The sequence below is a fragment of the Pantoea sp. Pa-EAmG genome, from assembly GCF_030024295.1.
Taxonomy (GTDB): Bacteria; Pseudomonadota; Gammaproteobacteria; order Enterobacterales; family Enterobacteriaceae; genus Pantoea; species Pantoea dispersa.
On record NZ_JASEWO010000017.1, the window covers coordinates 1 to 17,423 of the forward strand.

Here is a 17,423-nt window from a genome sequence, read left to right on the forward strand (position 1 = left end):
ACATTGCGTGGTCTAGGTGGGATGAATTGTGGGCCTGGTAAGAGGCGTGAAGGGCGAAACTGAAGGATTGAGATACGTGATCAGATATCTTATTTAACATAATCATGATTATGCGTACTTTAGCCTGAGAGATAAATCAGTAACATCCGCACACAGCCCCATTTGTTTAATGGCTGCCAATTATGGCGCACTCACCATATTTAAACCCTCGCCGGCAATAACGGATAACACTTCGTCCAGTTGTAGTTAGTCTTCGTCAACATCAATTCTCCCGCCACCGCACCGAAATTGATGTCCTGACGTTCATAAATGAATTGACGCAAAACTGCGGGTAAAAACTCAGCGCTGTAGCGCAGTAGCGTGCTGTGCCAGAATGGTGCCGGCAACGGGCTGTTGCCATGCCGCATCAGCAATTCATTTTCCCAGTCTGAATCCAGAACCTTGTCGCAGAATGACTGGCGCATGGCAATCGCTGACGTGTCAGGTATGCCCGCAAGCAATAACTGGCCAGGCAATGCCACCAAGCGCAGATCCCGGATAACGATTTTTTTCGCAGCAAATTCCTTCCAGATCGTGGTCAGTTGCGCCACTTTCGCTGGTAAAGGCTCGTTGACGTTATACAGCGGCAAAGTCAGAGGCAAAAAAGTAAAATGAAGGCCTTGCACTGGCAGCGTATCGGCAAGCGGATCTGCCAGTGTGAGTCGTTGCAATTCATCAATCAGACGTAACACCGGTAAGGGAACTGACGGCTTTATCCCTGCGGCAAGCGCCAGTTTTACCAGATCGTAGTAATTCTCTTCACGGATGTTTCCGATGCCTGCATTTTTCGCCCACAACGCGATGGTGTTTTCGTTTGCAGAACGGTACCGGGTTTGCAGACTGATTGGTTGCATGTCAGACCTTAGGGTATTTGGATGAGCGCAGATAATTAATTATGAAACGTTTTTTAGCAGATACCCCAGCCTGATTGTAATGAAAACGCGTGATTATCTCATGCCTGTTCAACCCCGCTTAAACGATGCGCGATTTGTCTTCGCTCTGACGGAGCAAAGCGTCTACAATGCCGGCGAAATTTTTACTGATGAGGATACACAATTGGACACCTGTCCCACACGATTACAATCGGTGCCGATGCTGAGATAGCCTCATCGCTGTCTTAGCCCAGCGTTAAGACGGTGGATTTCCCGCCCCCCGGAGTCCGGCGTTCTGTCTGGCCCCGCTGTAATCCATTCTTATAACCCTGAATATTCATTGCCCGGCGGTGATGGAGTGAGGTCTGACATGGACTGGAAAATCTTTTTATTGCGCGTCACGGTCGCGCTGATTCTGGGCGCGCTGATTGGCAGCGAGCGCCAGCTGCGTCAGCGCCTGACCGGGCTGCGCACCAATGCGCTGGTTAGCACCGGTGCCTGTTTGTTTGTGCTGATGACGCAAAGCGTACCGGGAATTGCCGCAGATGCCTCGCGCGTGGCGGCCTATGTGGTTTCCGGCATTGGCTTCCTCGGCGGTGGCGTCATTATGCGCGATGGCCTGAATGTGCGCGGCCTTAACACCGCCGCCACGCTGTGGTGCACCGCGGCGATTGGCGTGTTATGCAGCATGGGCTTGCTGCTGGAAGCAGGCATCGGTTGCGTAGTAATTCTGTGCGCCAACATCCTGCTGCGCGAACTGGCACAGGGCATCAACCGGCAAAGCATCATTACTGCGGAGGACGCCAGCCAGTATTACAAAGTGCAGATCATCTGTCTGGCGGCCGATGAGGTACAGGTGCGCAGCCTGATGCTGCACAGCCTTGGCGGCAGCGGTCTGCGGCTGCAATCCCTGCACAGTGAGGATCTGGAACCCTCACACCGCATGGCGGTGAATGCGGAAGTGCTGGGTAAACCCAGCCTGACCGATCAGCTGGAAAATCTGGTCAGCCGCATCAGCCTGGAAAAAGGCGTCAGCTCGGTCAGATGGCAGGTGTGTGAGCCGGAGACCGATTGAGTCGTTAAACGCGATGCGGCTGCGCTACCTGCCAAAGCGCAGCCGCAGCGTTGCCGGCAGCACGGTATGCTGGCTGATGGGTTCATCGCTGTTAATCATGGTAGTGAGCAGCGTAAAACACTCCTGCGCCAGGCGCGGCACATCCTGTTCGACGGTATCGATCGGCAGAGTTAGTGAGTCATACAGGTAGTGGTCGTCAAAGCTGGCCACGCGGATGTCGCTGTGCAGCAGGTGATGCTGGCTCATGTAACGCAACACTCCTTCCAGCAGACCGCAGGCGGCGGTAAAAATCGCTTTGGGCGGACGCCCCAGCCGGGCGCACAGTGCGGCAAACATTTCATAACCGCTGCTTGGGTGATAGTTGCCGTGAATGATCCACTCCGGCCGTGGCGTCACACCTGCCCGTTCGAGACCCTGCATGAAACCGGCCAGACGATCTTTGGTGGGTGACAGACGCGGCTGACCGCCAAGGAAATAAATCTCATCCGGATTGGCGCGCGCCAGCCGTTCCACCAACTCGGCAGTCGGCGTGACCGAATCGGTCATCACCAGCGGCAGCTGCGTGTCATTAACGTAGCGGTCAAACAGCACGATCGGCAGCTGATCGCTCAGTTTGACGTAGTCACTGTCGCTTAACATGCTGGACGCCACAATCAGCCCATCCACCTGACGCGCCACCAGATTATCCACCACCACCCGCTCCTGCCCGGCGTTCTCGTCAGTGCAGGAGATCAGCAGCTGTAAGCCCGCCTCGCGACACAGATTTTCCAGCGCGTGCGAGAACACGGCAAAACCATGGTTGGTGATCTCCGGCACCACTAAACCCAGCGTATGGCTGCGATTATCGCGCAGCGAGCGCGCGTGAATACTGGCCTGGTAGTGATGTTCGCGCGCCAGCGTCAGTACCCGTTCACGCGTCTCTTTCGCCACGCGCAACTCTTTGCCACGGCCATTCAGCACCAGGCTGGCGGTGGCTTTGGACACCCCCGCCAGCGCGGCGATATCCGCTATGGTAACGCGTTTGGTTTTTCTCACGTCAGTGCATCGGTTAAGGAAACAATGACTTATTCTACCATGCACGGCCGTAACGACCAGTAGCGCGCCGTCACTTCTGCGTGTCCGGTCAGGGTTAATTGCGCCGGATGCGCCGGGAAGTAGCGGCTGCTCATCACCCCTTCCCCTTCATTAATGAAAATCTCGACGCTGGAGTGATCGCACAGTAACTGGAGCTGATTCACCGCGCCGCGCCAGTAACGGAACTGCCACTCGCCGTTTGCCAGACTGCGCCGCGCGAGCCGCAGCCCGTCGGCCCGCCACTCCAGCCGTAACTGGTCGGCGAAGTTCAGGGTGATGTCGCCCTGCCCGCTCAGCAGTAATTCCAGCCGCTGCGCATCAATGACCGGCGCATCGGCGGCTGGCCCCTGATAGTGCTGTTCAGCGCTGCGCAGCGCCTGCAGTTCAGTAACCGGACGCTGGAACAGCCGGCCATCACGCGTGCCCAGTTCGCGCACGCAGGTCATCTGATGGATCCAGCCATTGGCCACCGTAGGCTGCAGCATCTCCTCGCCGTCCGGCACGCCCATCCAGCCCACCAGCAGCCGGCGTCCGTCGGCGGTTAGCGTGGTTTGCGGCGCGTAAAATTCGAAACCGGCGTCAAGCTCATGCAATTCGCCATGGTTAAAGCTGGCGTTAGCGTAATCAAGATCGCCGGAGAGCCACGCGCTGGGATGTGCATTGAGAAAACGATGCTGTTCCTGCGCAAGCCCCTGCGGGCAGCAAATCAGGAAGGTGGTATCGCCGAGGGTAAACATGTCCGGGCATTCCCACATATAACTGGCTGCCGCCAGCCCGTTCAGACCGTTGCCGGCAATCTCGCCCAGATTGCGCCACTCACGCAGGTCCGCCGAGCGCAGCAGCAATACTTTGCCCTGCTTTTGCAAATCCTGCGCGCCCAGCACCATGAACCAGTGTTCGCCATGCCGCCACACTTTCGGGTCGCGCACGTGTCCGGTATAGCCGTCGGGCAGCGCGATCACCGGCCCGAGTTTGTCAAAGCCGCCCTGCGCATTCTGCACCGCCAGACACTGCCAGGCGGTACGCGCGCCATCGGCAAACTTCACGTTGCCGGTATAGATCAACGTCAGCGCGCCATTGTCATCAACGGCGCTGCCCGAATAGCAGCCGCTGCGGTCATACTCTTCATCCGGCATTAGCGCTATGGGTTCATGCTGCCATTGCAGCAGATCGGCGGAACTCCAGTGGCCCCAGCATTTATGCTGATGCTGACAGCCCAGCGCATTCCACTGATAGAACAGATGGTAACGCCCGGCGAAGTGAATAAAGCCGTTCGGATCGTTAAGTAATCCGGTGACGGGTGCCAGATGCCAGCCCGGATAATGCGGGTCGCTCAGCGCGCGCGGCTGACCGCGCATCACCGCCTGTAAAATATCGGGTAACAATGTAGAAGCCGCCATTATTCCGCGTCCGTTTTGTATTTGAGCAGATAAGAGATCATAAATGCGCTGCTGAACGCAATCACCATGCCAATGGCATAGTTAAGCAACGAACTGGCCTGCACAATCGCCATGCCCGGCAGCCCGGTGAGACCGACAGCCGTCATATACACATGCACCGACACTACCCAGGCACCGCCCAGCGCGCCGCCAATCAGGCCGGCGATAAAGGGTTTCATAAAGCGCAGGTTGATACCGAAAATCGCCGCCTCGGTAATACCCAGCAGCGCTGAAAAGCCGGACGGCAGCGAGATGGCTTTGATTTTCACATCTTTGGTTTTGAACCATACCGCCAGACAGGCACCGCCCTGCGCCACGTTAGCCATCGCCCAAATCGGCAGCAGGAAGTTGACGCCAATCGCCGGATTGCCCAGCAGCCCGGCTTCAATCGCATGGAAGCTGTGGTGCACGCCGGTGATCACGATAACTGAGTAAAGCCCGCCAAACACCAGTCCGGCCAGCCAGCCGGCATGGGCAATCAGCGTGCTGAGGACGAATGAAATACCATCGCCCAGCATCCGCCCTGCCGGACCAATCACCAGCAGCGCAACGAAGCCGGCGATAATCACCGTCAGGAACGGCGTCAGGATCAGATCCAGCGCGTCCGGAATCACCCGGCGCAGCTGCTTCTCCAGCACGCTCATAAACCACACCGCCAGCAGCACCGGAAACACCGTGCCCTGGTAGCCGATCATCGCCACTTCGATACCGAAAAAGTTCATGGTATGGAAGCCGGCCGCCACGCCCCAGGCGTTGGTGAGCGCCGGATGCGTCAGGATGCCGCCGAGCGTGGCGCCGAGGAACGGGTTACCGCCAAACTCACGCGCCGCGGTGAAGCCAATCAGGATTGGCAGGATAATAAAGGCCGCCGAGCTGCACATATCCAGCATGATATACAGCGCGTTGTCGGGGTTAACCCAGCCGTAGGTTTTAACCATGCCGAGCAGTCCCATCAGCAGGCCAGAGGCCACAATCGCCGGGATGATCGGTACAAAAATGTTCGACAGCAGACGCGCAATGCGCTGGAACGGATTGAGCTTGCGCGCAGCGATATCCGCCGCTTCCGACTTGCTGGTTTCACTGATGCCAGCTTCGCGGATAAACGCGGCATACACTTTATTCACCACGCCAGTGCCAAAAATCACCTGCAGCTGTCCGGCATTGCGAAAACAGCCCTTCACGCCCTCCAGCTTGCCAATCGCGGCGGTGTCGGCTTTGGCGTCATCCATCAGCACCAGGCGCAAACGTGTGGCGCAGTGCGCCGCACTGGCGATATTTTCCCGGCCTCCCAGCAGCGGCAGCAGCGACCGGGAAAGAGTAACAAAATCCATAGTAACCTCTATTTTTGGTTGTTATGCCATCATGCGCTAAGCGGCCCGCACGCGGGCCGTTTCATCAGAACCAGGTTTCCATTTGCACGCCAAAGTTCCACTCGCCACCGGACTTAAAGCCGGTGCTGCCAAAGGCGTCATCGCTGGCGTAGTTATCCAGACGATGATCCCAGTCCATCCAGCTGGCGAACAGGCGGATTTCCGGACGCTTGAGGAATTCGCCCACATCGCTGGCTTTGAGCGTGGGGGCGACGGTGAGCTTGTAGAAGTTGCCGCTGACGGCCTGACGATTGTTATAGCCTTCAGGCCGCAGATCCATGTACTGATATGAGCCTTCATACTGCATCTCAAAGTTCTGCGTAAATTCCTGAATCAGGCGCAGGTTCACGGTGGCCCACTCATAGCTGTCGCCTTTGACGTAGCGGTCTTTGCTGCTCTGCGCCAGCAGCGCCGGCGCGATGTGCCAGCCCGCGCCCAGCGGCGTCATCCCGTAGCTGGCGAGCCGCCAGGTATTCGCCTGCGGCAACAGCGCGCCGTCGGAACCGATGCTCTTCACTTCTGCGCCGAGGCCATGACCGTACAGCAGCGCGGTTTTCGCTGAACCTTCACCCAGGCCGTAGAAGCTGTCGTTGTGCAATCCGACCAGGGCGTGCACACCGTCATTAGCAGCATCACTTTTCACGCGACGACCGTCGATATCGGTGCGCTGATCGTTATCTTTGGCGCGCATGCCGCTCACCATCAGCTGCAGCGGGCCGACGAAGTTATTCAGCGACAGAATGTAGTTTTGCGCGGTGTTTTCGTTATTTTCGATGTCACCGAAGGTGCGGCCATAAATCGACAGGTTGCTGCGGGCGTCATCGCCCCACTTCATGTCGTAAATACCGGCCCCGGTTCCGGCGAGGAACACCACATCGGAATCGATCCAGTGGATGTCGAAGTTATCGCGATCGAAACGCTTACCGGCCCACACCGTGGTGTCTTTAAACGCGCCGGTGAAGGTCGGTAGCTGCCCCAGCTCGACAAACGCCTGACGCAGGTTGAGATCGCTGCTGGCGGCGGTCCAGTCGTTGTAGGTGCGCTGTCCGTCAGCCAGCATCGCCTTGAAGCGCGTGGTGGCACCGTTGGTCAGCGTTTGTTTATGTTCGAGGTTAAGTTCAACGTAGGTATCCGGCTCATTGCCGAGCCGCCCGACGTGACCGCCGGTCTCACCGGCTGGCGTGACGGTGGGCCCGCCCTGAGTTTTGGCGGCGGAACTGTTCATCAACAGGCCGGAACGCGCGTAGCCATGAAACTCAAAGCCCTCTGACTCGCTGCTGGCGGCGGGCGCAACAGGCTGAGCGGCCTGCGGTTCGGTCTGTGCCACGGCAACCGGCGTCGGGTTCTGCTGCTGCACCGCAGCCAGCTTTTGCACCTGCTGTTCCGCTGCCTGCGCGCGCTGCTCCGCCACGCTGGCACGCTGTTCAGCCGCGGCCAGCCGTTTTTCCATCGCCGCCAGACGCGCTTCGATGCTGCTCATGTCGGTTGCGGCCCAGGCTGAACCTGAACCTAATATCGTACTAAGGGTTATAGCGATTAGACTTTTTTTCACTGTTTTGTATCCCTGAGGCAAAGCTATCATCAGATGTATTTATTTTGCTAAACCGGTTTAGGCACCGCATCATAGCGGCGCCGTTTTTTAAAGCGCAATGGATTTTGCTAAACCGGTTTAGTGGATGTGAGATACATCGCAAAACAGGGAAAACGGCAGGGTCAGATACTGTGCTGCTGTAGCTGTTGATAGTTGGGTAACGCGGTCATTGCGCCTTTGGCAGTGGTGGCCAGCGCCCCGCACGCCTGCGCCGTGCGCAGGCAGGCCGCCAGCTGCGCTTCCTCCGCCGGCAGACCCCGCTGCGCCAGTTCCCACAGCAGTCCCGCCACGAAGGCATCGCCGGCACCGGTGGTATCCACGCTGATCACCGCGCGCGCGGGATAGTGAGTTTGCCGGCCATCAAAACAAGCACGCACGCCAGCGCTGCCCTGCGTGACTAACAACAATTTAACGGAGAAGCGCTGCGCCAGTTGCGCGATGCCGCTGTCAATGTCGGCGGTATCCGTCATGAAGGCCAGTTCTTCCACGGAGAGCTTTACTACATCCGCCCGTTGCAGGGCCGCACTGAGGCATTGCAGCAGCTCTGCCGGATCGGACCACAAATCGAGACGGATATTCGGATCGAAGCTGACAAAACCGCCTGCCTCACGCACGCGCTGCATGGCGGTTAACGCCGCCGTGCGCGACGGCTCGGCGAGTAACGCAATCGAACAGCAGTGCAGCCACTCGCCACACTGAAACCGCGGTAAATCGTCTGGCGTGAGAAATAAGTCGGCGCTGGGGCGCACCATGAAGGTAAAGGTACGCTCGCCCTGCTCATCCAGGGCCACGACCACCGTGGAGGTGCGCTGCTGCACATCTTTGCGCATATGGGAAACATCCACCTTTTCCTGCGCCAGGGTCTGACACAAAAACTGGCCAAAAGGATCGTCGCCCACCCGTCCGATAAATCCGCTACTGCCCGCCAGCCGGGCGATACCCACTGCCACATTGGCGGGCGCGCCGCCGGGACACTGCAACAAACGGCCTGCGTCATCAGGCAGCAAATCCACTACGGCATCACCCAGACACCAGATACGTTTCATCATGATTCAGTCTCACCTAATCGCTAAAACGGTTTAGCAAAGCATGCATATTAATCATGAATGTGGGTATTTGTCACCGTGAACAGACCGACAGGCTTCAGACTTGTCCGTTGCTGGGATCGGTTTCGCCCTGCCGCATGGTCGTCTGCGTATTGACGTCTATGCTTAAAGTTTTCCAAAACCTTATAAAAATCGGTGTCATTGAGATTTCATTTCGCCACTTGTCCGGAGGCAAAGGCATGAGCAACCCACGCGATGAGAAGACGCAGCGGTATTCACCGCAGCAGGAAGAGACAGAGCGAGCCCGGCTGACAGCCGGTGCCACCGGGCCGGCCCCCGTCACGGTGCCGGTCACGCTGCAGGTGAACGGCGAACCTCAGCAGCTTAACGTGGATACCCGTACCACGCTGCTGGACGCGCTGCGCGAGCAATTACACCTGACCGGCACCAAAAAAGGCTGCGATCACGGTCAGTGCGGTGCCTGTACCGTGCTGGTCAATGGCCGGCGCATCAACGCCTGCCTCACTCTCGCGGTGATGCAGCAGGATGCCGAAGTGACCACCATTGAAGGCGTCGGCACGCCGGATGATCTGCACCCGCTGCAGTCCGCCTTTATCCGCCACGACGGCTATCAGTGCGGCTACTGCACGCCGGGGCAAATCTGCTCCTCGCTGGCGGTACTGCAGGAAATTGCGGCGGGCATTCCCAGCCATGTCACGGGCGATCTGACCGCCGCGCCAGCGCTGAGCGATGAAGAAATTCGTGAGCGCATGAGCGGCAACCTCTGCCGCTGCGGCGCTTATGCCAACATCCTTGCCGCCATTGAAGAGTACGCCGGAGGCCAGAAAGCATGAGAGCCTTTACCTTTGAACGGGCAGCGACGCCCGCACAGGCTGCCAGCAGCGCGATGCAGCATCCGAGCGCACGCTTTATCGCCGGCGGTACCAATCTGCTTGATCTGATGAAGCTGGAAATTGAAACCCCGGCGCACCTGATTGATGTTAACGGACTGGCGCTGGACAGCATTGAGCCCACCGCCGGGGGCGGCTTACGTATTGGTGCGCTGGTGCGCAATACCGATCTGGCGGCAGACGCGCGCATCCGGCGCGACTATGCCGTGCTGACGCGCGCGCTGGTGGCGGGTGCTTCTGGCCAGCTGCGCAATCAGGCCACCACCGCCGGCAACCTGCTGCAGCGCACGCGCTGTCCCTATTTTTACGATGTTAATCAACCCTGTAACAAGCGTCAGCCGGGTACGGGCTGTGCCGCACGCGAAGGATTCAGCCGCCAGCATGCGGTAGTGGGTGTCAGCGAAGCCTGTATTGCCACCCATCCCAGCGATATGGCGGTGGCGATGCGACTGCTGGATGCGGTGATTGAAACCGTCAGCCCTGATGGCAGCCAGCGCGCCATTCCCATCGCTGAATTCTACTGCGCACCGGGCGACACGCCGCATATCGAAACCGTGCTGCAGCCGGGTGAGCTGATCGTTGCGGTTACCCTGCCTGCACCGCTGGGTGGCACGCACATTTACCGTAAGGTGCGCGATCGCGCTTCGTACGCCTTTGCGCTGGTCTCAGTAGCAGCGGTTATCCTGCCTGAGGGTGGCGGCCGGGTGGCCGTCGGCGGCGTGGCCCATCAGCCGTGGCGCAGCGCGGCGGCGGATACTGAGCTTCCTCACGGGGCGCAGGCGGTCTGCGATGTGCTGTTTGCTGATGCGCGTCCCACTGAAGCCAACCGATACAAATTGTTGCTGGCGCAGCGCACGCTCGCCTCAGCGATCGCGGAAGCGAGGAGCAACGCATGAAATTTGACACACCAGCAACCGCCAATCCTCTCGACCAGCAGCGCGTTGTCGGCCAGCCGCTGGCGCGCATCGACGGCCCGTTAAAAACCACCGGCTCGGCGCATTACGCCTATGAATGGCACGCTGAAGCACCGGATGCAGCCTACGGTTATGTGGTCGGCGCGCCAGTTGCCAAAGGCAATATTCTCTCGATTGATACCCACGCCGCAGCACAGGCACCGGGCGTGCTCGGCATCGTCACCGGAGCAACCGCCGGCAAGCTCAACAAGGCAGAGCGCAACACTGCGACGCTGCTGGCGAATAATAAAATCGAACACTATCACCAGGCCGTGGCGCTGGTGGTGGCGGAGACCTTTGAGCAGGCACGTGCAGCCGCGCAGTTGGTTAAGGTTAACTGCCAGGCTGAAACGGGGGCTTACGATCTTGAAGCGGCCCAGCCAGAGGTGACAACGTCACCCGAAGGTGAGCCGGATAAAACACTGGGCGACGTCGATGCTGCCCTGCACAGCGCAGCCTTTACGCTGGACGCCACCTACACCACGCCCGATCAAAGCCATATGGCAATGGAACCGCACGCTTCCATGGCGCTGTGGCAGGACGATCACCTGACGGTCTGGACCTCGAATCAGATGATTAACTGGTGCCATACCGACCTGGCGCACACGCTCGACATGCCGATGGAAAAGGTGCGCGTGCTGTCTCCTTACGTCGGCGGTGGCTTCGGCAGCAAACTGTTTTTACGAAGCGATGCGCTGCTGGCGGCTCTGGGGGCGCGCGCCGTGGGACGCGCGGTGAAAGTGATGGTGCCGCGCCCGATGATCCCCAACAACACCACGCACCGGCCAGCGACGCGGCAGCGCATCCGATTAGCTACCGATGCGCAAGGCCATCTCACCGCCATTGCCCATGAAAGCTGGTCCGGTAATCTGCCGGGCGGAACGCCGGAAACTGCGGTGCAGCAGACTGAATTACTCTACGCCGCCGCCAACCGGCTTACCGGGCTGCGCCTCGCCGAACTCGATCTGCCCGAGGGCAACGCGATGCGTGCGCCGGGTGAAGCGCCCGGTCTGATGGCGCTGGAGATTGCCATGGATGAAATGGCCGCCATCGCCGGTATCGACCCGGTTGAGTTTCGCATCATCAATGATACACAGGTCGATCCGCTGCATCCGGAGCGCTTCTTTTCACGCCGCCAGCTGGTGCAATGCCTGCGCACCGGCGCCAGCAAATTTGGCTGGGCGGAGCGCAGTGCGCAACCCGGGCAGCGGCGCGAGGGGCGCTGGCTGGTGGGCATGGGCGTGGCAGCCGGTTTCCGTAATAACCTGCTGGCGCCCTCCGCCGCGCGCGTGCAGCTGGATGCGCAAGGCACAATCACTGTCGAAACCGATATGACCGATATCGGCACCGGCAGCTACACCATCATTGCCCAGACGGCAGCCGAGATGATGGGCGTGCCGATTGAGCAGGTCAGCGTGCGGCTTGGCGATTCGGCGTTTCCTGTCTCGGCGGGTTCGGGTGGCCAGTGGGGAGCCAATACCTCCACGGCCGGGGTGTATGCGGCCTGCGTCCGGCTACGCCAGAAGGTTGCCGCACAGTTGGGTCTGGATGCGGAAAGCGCAGAGTTTGCCGATGGGCACATTCACGCCAGCGGGCAGCGCCTGCCACTCACTGCGGCGGGTCCGCTGATGGCGGAAGAGACCATGGAATTCGGCGATCTGGACAAAACCTTCCAGCAATCCACCTTTGCCGGTCATTTTGTCGAAGTGGCGGTCGATAGCGCCACCGGCGAAGTGCGCGTGCGGCGCATGCTGGCGGTATGTGCCGCGGGGCGCATTCTCAACCCCAAAACCGCGCGCAGTCAGGTGATCGGCGCGATGACCATGGGCCTCGGCGCCGCGCTGATGGAGGAGCTGGCGGTGGACACCCGGCTCGGCTACTTCGTCAATCACGACATGGCAGGCTATGAAGTGCCGGTACACGCCGATGTGCCTGAGCAGGAGGTGATTTTCCTCGATGACACCGACCCAGTCTCTTCGCCGATGAAAGCCAAAGGCGTCGGTGAACTGGGGCTGTGTGGCGTCGGTGCTGCGCTGGTTAATGCGGTCTACAATGCAACCGGCGTACGAGTGAGAGACTATCCGGTGACGCTGGATAAGTTACTCGCCGCGCTGCCCGATCAGCCGTAATGCAGGTCCCCTCCGCCAGTGCATGCTGGCTGGCGGAGGGTGGAAAAGCGTAAGTGGCTGAGCCGTCAGGACTGGTTAACAGGTCATCAATCTGATAATATTGAGACCTGTTAACCAGTCTGGAGAGACGTATGCCAAACATCATTCTCAGCGATATGAGCGCCAGCGTCAGTGAATTAAAAAAGAATCCTATGGCGACCGTCAATGCGGGAGAAGGCTTGCCGGTGGCGATTCTCAATCGTAATCAGCCCGCCTTTTATTGTGTTCCCGCACAACTTTACGAGCAAATGCTGGAAGCGCTGGACGATCAGGAACTGGTTAAAAAGGTAACTGAACGCCAACAGCAGCCGCTGATTGACGTGGATTTGGACAGCTTTCTGTGACATGGACAGTTAAGTTCAGGGAAGAAGCCCTGAAGGAGTGGCATAAGCTGGATAAAGCCATTCAGCAGCAGTTTGCCAAAAAACTCAAAAAATGTTGTGAAAATCCTCATATCCCCTCAGCCAAATTGCGTGGCATTAAAGACTGCTACAAAATTAAACTCAGGGCTTCCGGGTTTCGCCTGGTTTATCAGGTGATTGATGACCAGTTGATCATCGCCGTGGTCGCGGTGGGTAAACGCGAGCGCAGTGACGTTTATCACCTTGCCAGTGACAGAATGCGCTAACGCGTGACGCCGGCCCTCTGCGGCCAGCGTCACTGCGGTGGTTAATGCTCTCAGCGCCCCGCTTCCTTCGCCAGCCCGCACCAGTGCACCAGGGTTAGCGCAATGGCTTTGGTACAGGCCACCAGATCGGCAATCGGCACATGTTCGTTAGGCTGATGCGACAGCGCCGGATCGCCGGGACCAAAGTTGACCGTCGGCGTCTGGCCCAGCGTGCTGGGCAAGCCAATGTCGCTGTGGGCACCAAAGCCGGCCAGCTGCGGGCTCAGTGCCGCGTCACTCACGCCCTGCTGAAAAGCGCTGACAAAAGGATGATCGGCCGGGATCTCGGCGCAGTCGGCGTCCAGTATCCACTCCACGCGCGCCGGATGCTTTGCCAGGTAAGGATCCAGCGCGCACACCTTCGCCACGTGCGCCTCAATCTCCTGTTTTACCTTACCGCCCAGCCCCATCTCATCCTTTTCTGCCGGCAGATACTGCACATCTATGACGATCTCGGCGCGGCCGGCAATCGACGCCGGATGCTCGCCCACTTTCAGCTGCGTCACGATAATCTGGTTGGGCAGATCCATGAGTGGATGGTTTTTGTCGGGCTGCGTCTGCCAGCGGCGGTTCAGCACATCGAGCCCGTCCAGCATCTGGCGACACAACATCACGGCATCAACCGGACCGCTGCTGTCCCAGCTGTTCGGCGTTAATTCCGCATGACCGCCGATGCCATCCAGAATGATGCGCGCCCACAAAATGCCGTGGCAAATCGGCGCGATGCGGTTGGCAGTGGGCTCCGTCATGATACCGGCATCGGCTTTGAAGCCGCGATCCACCATTGCCAGCGAGCCCATGCCGCCGATCTCTTCATCCACCACCGTGGTGAATACCACGTCGCCAGCCAGCTGCACGTTGAGATCCTGCAGCAGCTCCACCGCCATCAGCATACAGGCCACGCCGCCTTTCATGTCCACCGCACCGCGACCATACACCGCCTCGTTGCGGATCTCCGGCACAAAAGGATCGCTGTGCCAGTGCTCAGCCGGACCCGGTGGTACCACGTCAATATGGCCGGTAAGCATCAGCGACCTGCCGCCACCGGATCCGCTCAGGGTGCCGCCCAGATTGGGACGGCCTTCGAAGGTGCGGCCTTTATTGGCGCCCGGGCGGCCCTGATACTTCTGGTACAGCGCCGGGCCATCCGGATCCCACAAATCAGTGTCCATGCCCAGCGCCATCAGCCGCTGCTGCAGGTAGCGCTGGCAGTCGCGCTCGCCTGGCCCGGCCTCGCGCGGATCGACCTTTACCACCGAGGGAAACGCCAGCAGGTCGCATAATGTCTGCGCGATACGCTGCGCGCTGGCATCGACGTGCGCGCTAATTTTTTCAGTCAGACTCATGTGTTATCTCCGATAGATAAAAAGCCGTTGTGCCATTAACACCATGATTAACAGCATGCCCACCACGCCCAGCTGCCACACGCTGTTCAGCCCCAGCTGCAACATGCAGGTTTTGAGGGTGACCAGCATCAGCGCGGCGGCGAGAACGCCAGCTACGCTGCCGCGCCCGCCAAAGATCGCCACGCCACCCAGCAGCGCGGCAGTCAGCGATTCCAGCTCAAGATTGACGCCGATTTCCGGGCGGGCGCTACCGAGCCAGCACAGGGAAATAAAGCCGGCGCAGCCCGCCAGCGCGCCGCTCAGGCAGTAAACCAGCAGCCGCAGGCGATCGACCGGAATGCCCACCAGCCGCGTGGCATGCTCGTTGAAGCCGCAGGCGTAAATCCATTTGCCCCACGCGCTGTTGCTGAGAATCAGCCACGCCAGCAGAAACGCAGGGATGACACAGGTTAAGAAAGGCAAGGGAACGGACAGCATGGCCGCCCGGCCCCACTGCGTCAGCAGTGGCGGCACGCCGGCCAGTGCCGCACCACCGGTTAATGCCAGCGCCAGGCCGGAGAACAGATAAAAACTGCCCAGCGTAACGATCAGCGGCCAGAGGCGTAAGCGCGCCACCAGCAGGCCGTTCAGCGCGCCGGCCAGGCTACCGCTCAGCAGGCAAATCAGCGGCAGCCAGCCGGACGCAATGCCCTGATCGAGCGCCAGCATGCCGATGACCGCCGAGAGCGAAACGTTACCGCCAACCGACAAATCAATGCCGCCGCCGCCAGTCATCACCACCAGCGACTGCCCGAGCGCCACCAGCGACAGCAGCGTGGCAAACTGCAGGATGGAGGTCAGCGACCATGCCGCCAGCATCTGCGGCAGCACAATCGCGATGGCCCCCAGCAGCAACAGCCACAGCGCCAGCAGCAGCGTCAGATCGGGGGCTTTGCGCCACAGTTTCATGCCAGCCTCCTTAGCGATAACAGCCGCCCACTGGCTGCTTCGCTGCTCAGCACCAGCAACAGCACCGCCCCGGTAACCACGGTTTGCCATAGCGAGGGCACGCCAATCAGCAGCAGGCCATTTTGCAGAATGCGCAACAGCAGTACGCCGAGCAGCGTGCCGAGCAGACTGCAGGAGCCGCCGGTAATGCGCGTGCCGCCCAGCACCACCGCGGCAATCGCCTCCAGTGCCAGCGTGCCGCCGACGGTCATCTCCACGTTACGATAGGTGGCGATGTAGCAGGTGGCGGCCAGGCCGCACAGCACGCCGCTGAGAGCAAAGGTCGCGACACGCACCTGGGTCACCGGAATGCCCGCCAGCCGCGCTTTTTCTTCGGAGTTGCCGGCGGCCAGCAGCCATAACCCGTACGGCGTATGGCGCAGCGCCAGCCACACCAGCGCCCAGGCCGCGACAATCAGCCAGGCCATCAGCGGCAGTCCCAGCAGCGGCCGCATCAGTGCATGCGTCAGATCGCCCGGCAGACCGGAAAGCCACTGCCCGCCCAGCAGCACAAACAGCGCCGTGCGCCAGACGCCGAACAGCCCCAGCGTGCCAACAATCGCCGGAATGCGGCCAATCACCACTACCAGCGCGGTGATCAGCCCTGCCAGCAGGCCAATAAGCGGTCCGGCCAGCGCCGCCAGCAGCGGGGATTGCAGCATCAGCAGTTGTCCGACGCCCCACGCGGCCACGCCCATCACCACGCCCACCGACACATCGACACCGCCCATGGCGATCACCAGCGTCATACCCAGCGCAATTAGCAGCAGTTCGCTGCTGTTGCGCAGAATGGTCAACAGGTTGTCAGCGGTGGCAAACCACGGTGAAAACCACGTAAAGCAGGCGCCAGCCAGCACGGCGATCGCCAGCAGGACGATTTCCCGCGAAGTCATATGCATCACAGGCCTCGTCAGAATTTGAACTGGTCGACGTTATCTTTGGTGAACACCGCCGGCTTGCCGAGCAGCAGCACACCGGTTTTGCTGTCAAAGGTCACCGGTTGAGCAAAGCCGGGAACGTGGTTTTCGGCGGCAAAGGCTTTCCCGTCGATCAGCTGTTTGCCCGCCCACACCGTCAGATAGCCAAGCTTTTCCGGGTCCCACAGCACGGTGTAGCCAAACGCCCCGCTTTTCAGGTAGGCGCGCGCGGTGTTCGGGCTGCAGAAACCGCTGCCAATCACCTTGCCGTTTTTGCCGGCGGTTTCGATGGCCTGCGCCACGCCCGGACAGGTTGTGGAGGCCATGGCAATCACCCCTTTCAGATCGGGGTTAGCGGACATCAAATCGGTGGTGATTTGCGCCGCGCGGCTGGCGGAGCCGCCGGCGTACTGGGGTTTGAGCAGCGTAATGTGCGGATATTTGCTTTTCACCCGCTGCTGCATAAAGCCAATCCAGCTGTTGAGGTTGGACGCGGTGGCTTCGCCGGAGACGATGCCGATTTTGCCGCGCTCGCCGACGCGTTTGACCATCTCATCGATCACCGTATCGCCCAGGCCCTCATCGGTGGCCTGCGCCACATAGACCGGCCGCCCGCTGTCGGGCGCATCGCTGTCGCTGGTGAACAGATGCACATTACTCGCCTGCGCCTGCGCCATCACCGGCGCAATACTGGAGGCATCCAGCACGCTGATGCCAATCGCATTTACCTTCTGCGCAATCAGGTTCTGCACGATCTGCAGCTGATCCATCGGGTTGGTATCTACCGGACCGCTGTAGACAAACTCCACGCCGAGATCGTGCGCGGCGCGCTTGCCGCCCGCCTCCATCGCCTGAAAATAGGGAATACCGATGATTTGCGGCACGAAGGCCACCTTTTGTGCCGCGAAGGCGTAACCCGATACCAGCAACGACAGCGAACAAACAGCAGTAGCAATGCGATGCATGAT

At 59.9% G+C, this 17,423-nt stretch carries 16 protein-coding genes; 6 read left to right on the plus strand and 10 right to left on the minus strand.

The window, feature by feature from the left end; all coding sequences use genetic code 11:
* Positions 1 to 200: 200 nt before the first annotated feature.
* The gene (locus tag QMM04_RS04270; RefSeq protein ID WP_282995701.1) at positions 201 to 893 is read right to left on the minus strand and encodes a hypothetical protein; all 693 of its coding nucleotides are present in this window, start codon (positions 891 to 893) and stop codon (positions 201 to 203) included.
* 388 nt (positions 894 to 1,281) lie between these two features.
* Between QMM04_RS04270 and QMM04_RS04275 the strand changes: the two genes are divergently transcribed.
* On the plus strand, positions 1,282 to 1,986 hold the full coding sequence (locus tag QMM04_RS04275) for an MgtC/SapB family protein (RefSeq protein ID WP_021509440.1): 705 nt from the start codon (positions 1,282 to 1,284) through the stop codon (positions 1,984 to 1,986).
* A gap of 24 nt (positions 1,987 to 2,010) precedes the next feature.
* On the opposite strand, the gene QMM04_RS04280 is transcribed toward QMM04_RS04275, so the two are convergent.
* From QMM04_RS04280 to QMM04_RS04300, 5 genes are all read right to left on the minus strand, one after another.
* Positions 2,011 to 3,021 carry a substrate-binding domain-containing protein gene (locus QMM04_RS04280; RefSeq protein ID WP_058770156.1) on the minus strand — a complete coding sequence of 337 codons (1,011 nt, stop codon included), beginning with the start codon at positions 3,019 to 3,021 and terminating at the stop codon, positions 2,011 to 2,013.
* Positions 3,022 to 3,050: 29 nt separating this feature from the next.
* Positions 3,051 to 4,460 carry a sucrose-6-phosphate hydrolase gene (locus QMM04_RS04285; protein WP_282995702.1) on the minus strand — a complete coding sequence of 470 codons (1,410 nt, stop codon included), beginning with the start codon at positions 4,458 to 4,460 and terminating at the stop codon, positions 3,051 to 3,053.
* Complete coding sequence (locus QMM04_RS04290; RefSeq protein WP_282995703.1) at positions 4,460 to 5,830, minus strand: sucrose-specific PTS transporter subunit IIBC; 1,371 nt, start codon at positions 5,828 to 5,830, stop codon at positions 4,460 to 4,462. Before QMM04_RS04290 ends, QMM04_RS04285 begins: the two co-directional genes overlap by 1 nt.
* Positions 5,831 to 5,894: 64 nt before the next feature.
* Positions 5,895 to 7,421 (minus strand): carbohydrate porin, encoded by a 1,527-nt coding sequence (locus tag QMM04_RS04295; protein ID WP_282995704.1) that lies wholly within the window; start codon positions 7,419 to 7,421, stop codon positions 5,895 to 5,897.
* A gap of 161 nt (positions 7,422 to 7,582) precedes the next feature.
* Entirely contained in the window at positions 7,583 to 8,509 is a 927-nt protein-coding gene (locus QMM04_RS04300) for an aminoimidazole riboside kinase (RefSeq protein ID WP_282995705.1), read from the minus strand.
* A 236-nt stretch (positions 8,510 to 8,745) separates the two neighbouring features.
* Here QMM04_RS04300 and paoA point away from each other — a divergent pair, with 236 nt between their 5' ends.
* The 5 genes from paoA (at position 8,746) to QMM04_RS04325 (ending at position 13,166) form a co-directional block, all read left to right on the plus strand.
* Positions 8,746 to 9,360 (plus strand): aldehyde dehydrogenase iron-sulfur subunit PaoA, encoded by a 615-nt coding sequence (gene paoA, locus QMM04_RS04305; RefSeq protein ID WP_282995706.1) that lies wholly within the window; start codon positions 8,746 to 8,748, stop codon positions 9,358 to 9,360.
* Positions 9,357 to 10,313 (plus strand): xanthine dehydrogenase family protein subunit M, encoded by a 957-nt coding sequence (locus QMM04_RS04310; protein WP_282995707.1) that lies wholly within the window; start codon positions 9,357 to 9,359, stop codon positions 10,311 to 10,313. The genes paoA and QMM04_RS04310 overlap by 4 nt, the downstream gene beginning before the upstream one ends.
* Positions 10,310 to 12,499 carry an aldehyde oxidoreductase molybdenum-binding subunit PaoC gene (gene paoC / locus QMM04_RS04315; protein WP_282995708.1) on the plus strand — a complete coding sequence of 730 codons (2,190 nt, stop codon included), beginning with the start codon at positions 10,310 to 10,312 and terminating at the stop codon, positions 12,497 to 12,499. The genes QMM04_RS04310 and paoC overlap by 4 nt, the downstream gene beginning before the upstream one ends.
* A 131-nt stretch (positions 12,500 to 12,630) precedes the next feature.
* Complete coding sequence (locus QMM04_RS04320) at positions 12,631 to 12,882, plus strand: type II toxin-antitoxin system Phd/YefM family antitoxin (protein WP_104093611.1); 252 nt, start codon at positions 12,631 to 12,633, stop codon at positions 12,880 to 12,882.
* Positions 12,879 to 13,166: a type II toxin-antitoxin system RelE/ParE family toxin gene (locus QMM04_RS04325; protein ID WP_058770149.1), complete on the plus strand. Its 288-nt coding sequence runs from the start codon at positions 12,879 to 12,881 to the stop codon at positions 13,164 to 13,166. The genes QMM04_RS04320 and QMM04_RS04325 overlap by 4 nt, the downstream gene beginning before the upstream one ends.
* A gap of 50 nt (positions 13,167 to 13,216) precedes the next feature.
* On the opposite strand, the gene QMM04_RS04330 is transcribed toward QMM04_RS04325, so the two are convergent.
* From QMM04_RS04330 to QMM04_RS04345, 4 genes are read right to left on the minus strand one after another with little or no spacing between them, the layout of a single operon-like run.
* Positions 13,217 to 14,551, minus strand: a complete 1,335-nt coding sequence (locus QMM04_RS04330; RefSeq protein WP_058758757.1) for an ArgE/DapE family deacylase — start codon at positions 14,549 to 14,551, stop codon at positions 13,217 to 13,219.
* A gap of 3 nt (positions 14,552 to 14,554) precedes the next feature.
* Entirely contained in the window at positions 14,555 to 15,499 is a 945-nt protein-coding gene (locus QMM04_RS04335) for an ABC transporter permease (RefSeq protein ID WP_282995709.1), read from the minus strand.
* Positions 15,496 to 16,437: an ABC transporter permease gene (locus QMM04_RS04340; protein WP_058758759.1), complete on the minus strand. Its 942-nt coding sequence runs from the start codon at positions 16,435 to 16,437 to the stop codon at positions 15,496 to 15,498. The genes QMM04_RS04335 and QMM04_RS04340 overlap by 4 nt, the downstream gene beginning before the upstream one ends.
* A gap of 11 nt (positions 16,438 to 16,448) precedes the next feature.
* Positions 16,449 to 17,420: an autoinducer 2 ABC transporter substrate-binding protein gene (locus QMM04_RS04345; RefSeq protein WP_058758760.1), complete on the minus strand. Its 972-nt coding sequence runs from the start codon at positions 17,418 to 17,420 to the stop codon at positions 16,449 to 16,451.
* Positions 17,421 to 17,423 lie beyond the last annotated feature (3 nt).

What these genes read in the sequence shown, in the direction of transcription:
- QMM04_RS04285 (WP_282995702.1), bottom strand. Translation starts at nt 4,460, where the DNA reads ATGGCGGCTTCTACATTGTTACCCGATATTTTACAGGCGGTGATGCGC.
- QMM04_RS04345 (WP_058758760.1), bottom strand. Translation starts at nt 17,420, where the DNA reads ATGCATCGCATTGCTACTGCTGTTTGTTCGCTGTCGTTGCTGGTATCG.
- QMM04_RS04320 (WP_104093611.1), top strand. Translation starts at nt 12,631, where the DNA reads ATGCCAAACATCATTCTCAGCGATATGAGCGCCAGCGTCAGTGAATTA.
- QMM04_RS04335 (WP_282995709.1), bottom strand. Translation starts at nt 15,499, where the DNA reads ATGAAACTGTGGCGCAAAGCCCCCGATCTGACGCTGCTGCTGGCGCTG.
- paoA (WP_282995706.1), top strand. Translation starts at nt 8,746, where the DNA reads ATGAGCAACCCACGCGATGAGAAGACGCAGCGGTATTCACCGCAGCAG.
- QMM04_RS04290 (WP_282995703.1), bottom strand. Translation starts at nt 5,830, where the DNA reads ATGGATTTTGTTACTCTTTCCCGGTCGCTGCTGCCGCTGCTGGGAGGC.
- QMM04_RS04270 (WP_282995701.1), bottom strand. Translation starts at nt 893, where the DNA reads ATGCAACCAATCAGTCTGCAAACCCGGTACCGTTCTGCAAACGAAAAC.
- QMM04_RS04300 (WP_282995705.1), bottom strand. Translation starts at nt 8,509, where the DNA reads ATGATGAAACGTATCTGGTGTCTGGGTGATGCCGTAGTGGATTTGCTG.
- QMM04_RS04330 (WP_058758757.1), bottom strand. Translation starts at nt 14,551, where the DNA reads ATGAGTCTGACTGAAAAAATTAGCGCGCACGTCGATGCCAGCGCGCAG.
- QMM04_RS04310 (WP_282995707.1), top strand. Translation starts at nt 9,357, where the DNA reads ATGAGAGCCTTTACCTTTGAACGGGCAGCGACGCCCGCACAGGCTGCC.
- paoC (WP_282995708.1), top strand. Translation starts at nt 10,310, where the DNA reads ATGAAATTTGACACACCAGCAACCGCCAATCCTCTCGACCAGCAGCGC.
- QMM04_RS04340 (WP_058758759.1), bottom strand. Translation starts at nt 16,437, where the DNA reads ATGCATATGACTTCGCGGGAAATCGTCCTGCTGGCGATCGCCGTGCTG.
- QMM04_RS04275 (WP_021509440.1), top strand. Translation starts at nt 1,282, where the DNA reads ATGGACTGGAAAATCTTTTTATTGCGCGTCACGGTCGCGCTGATTCTG.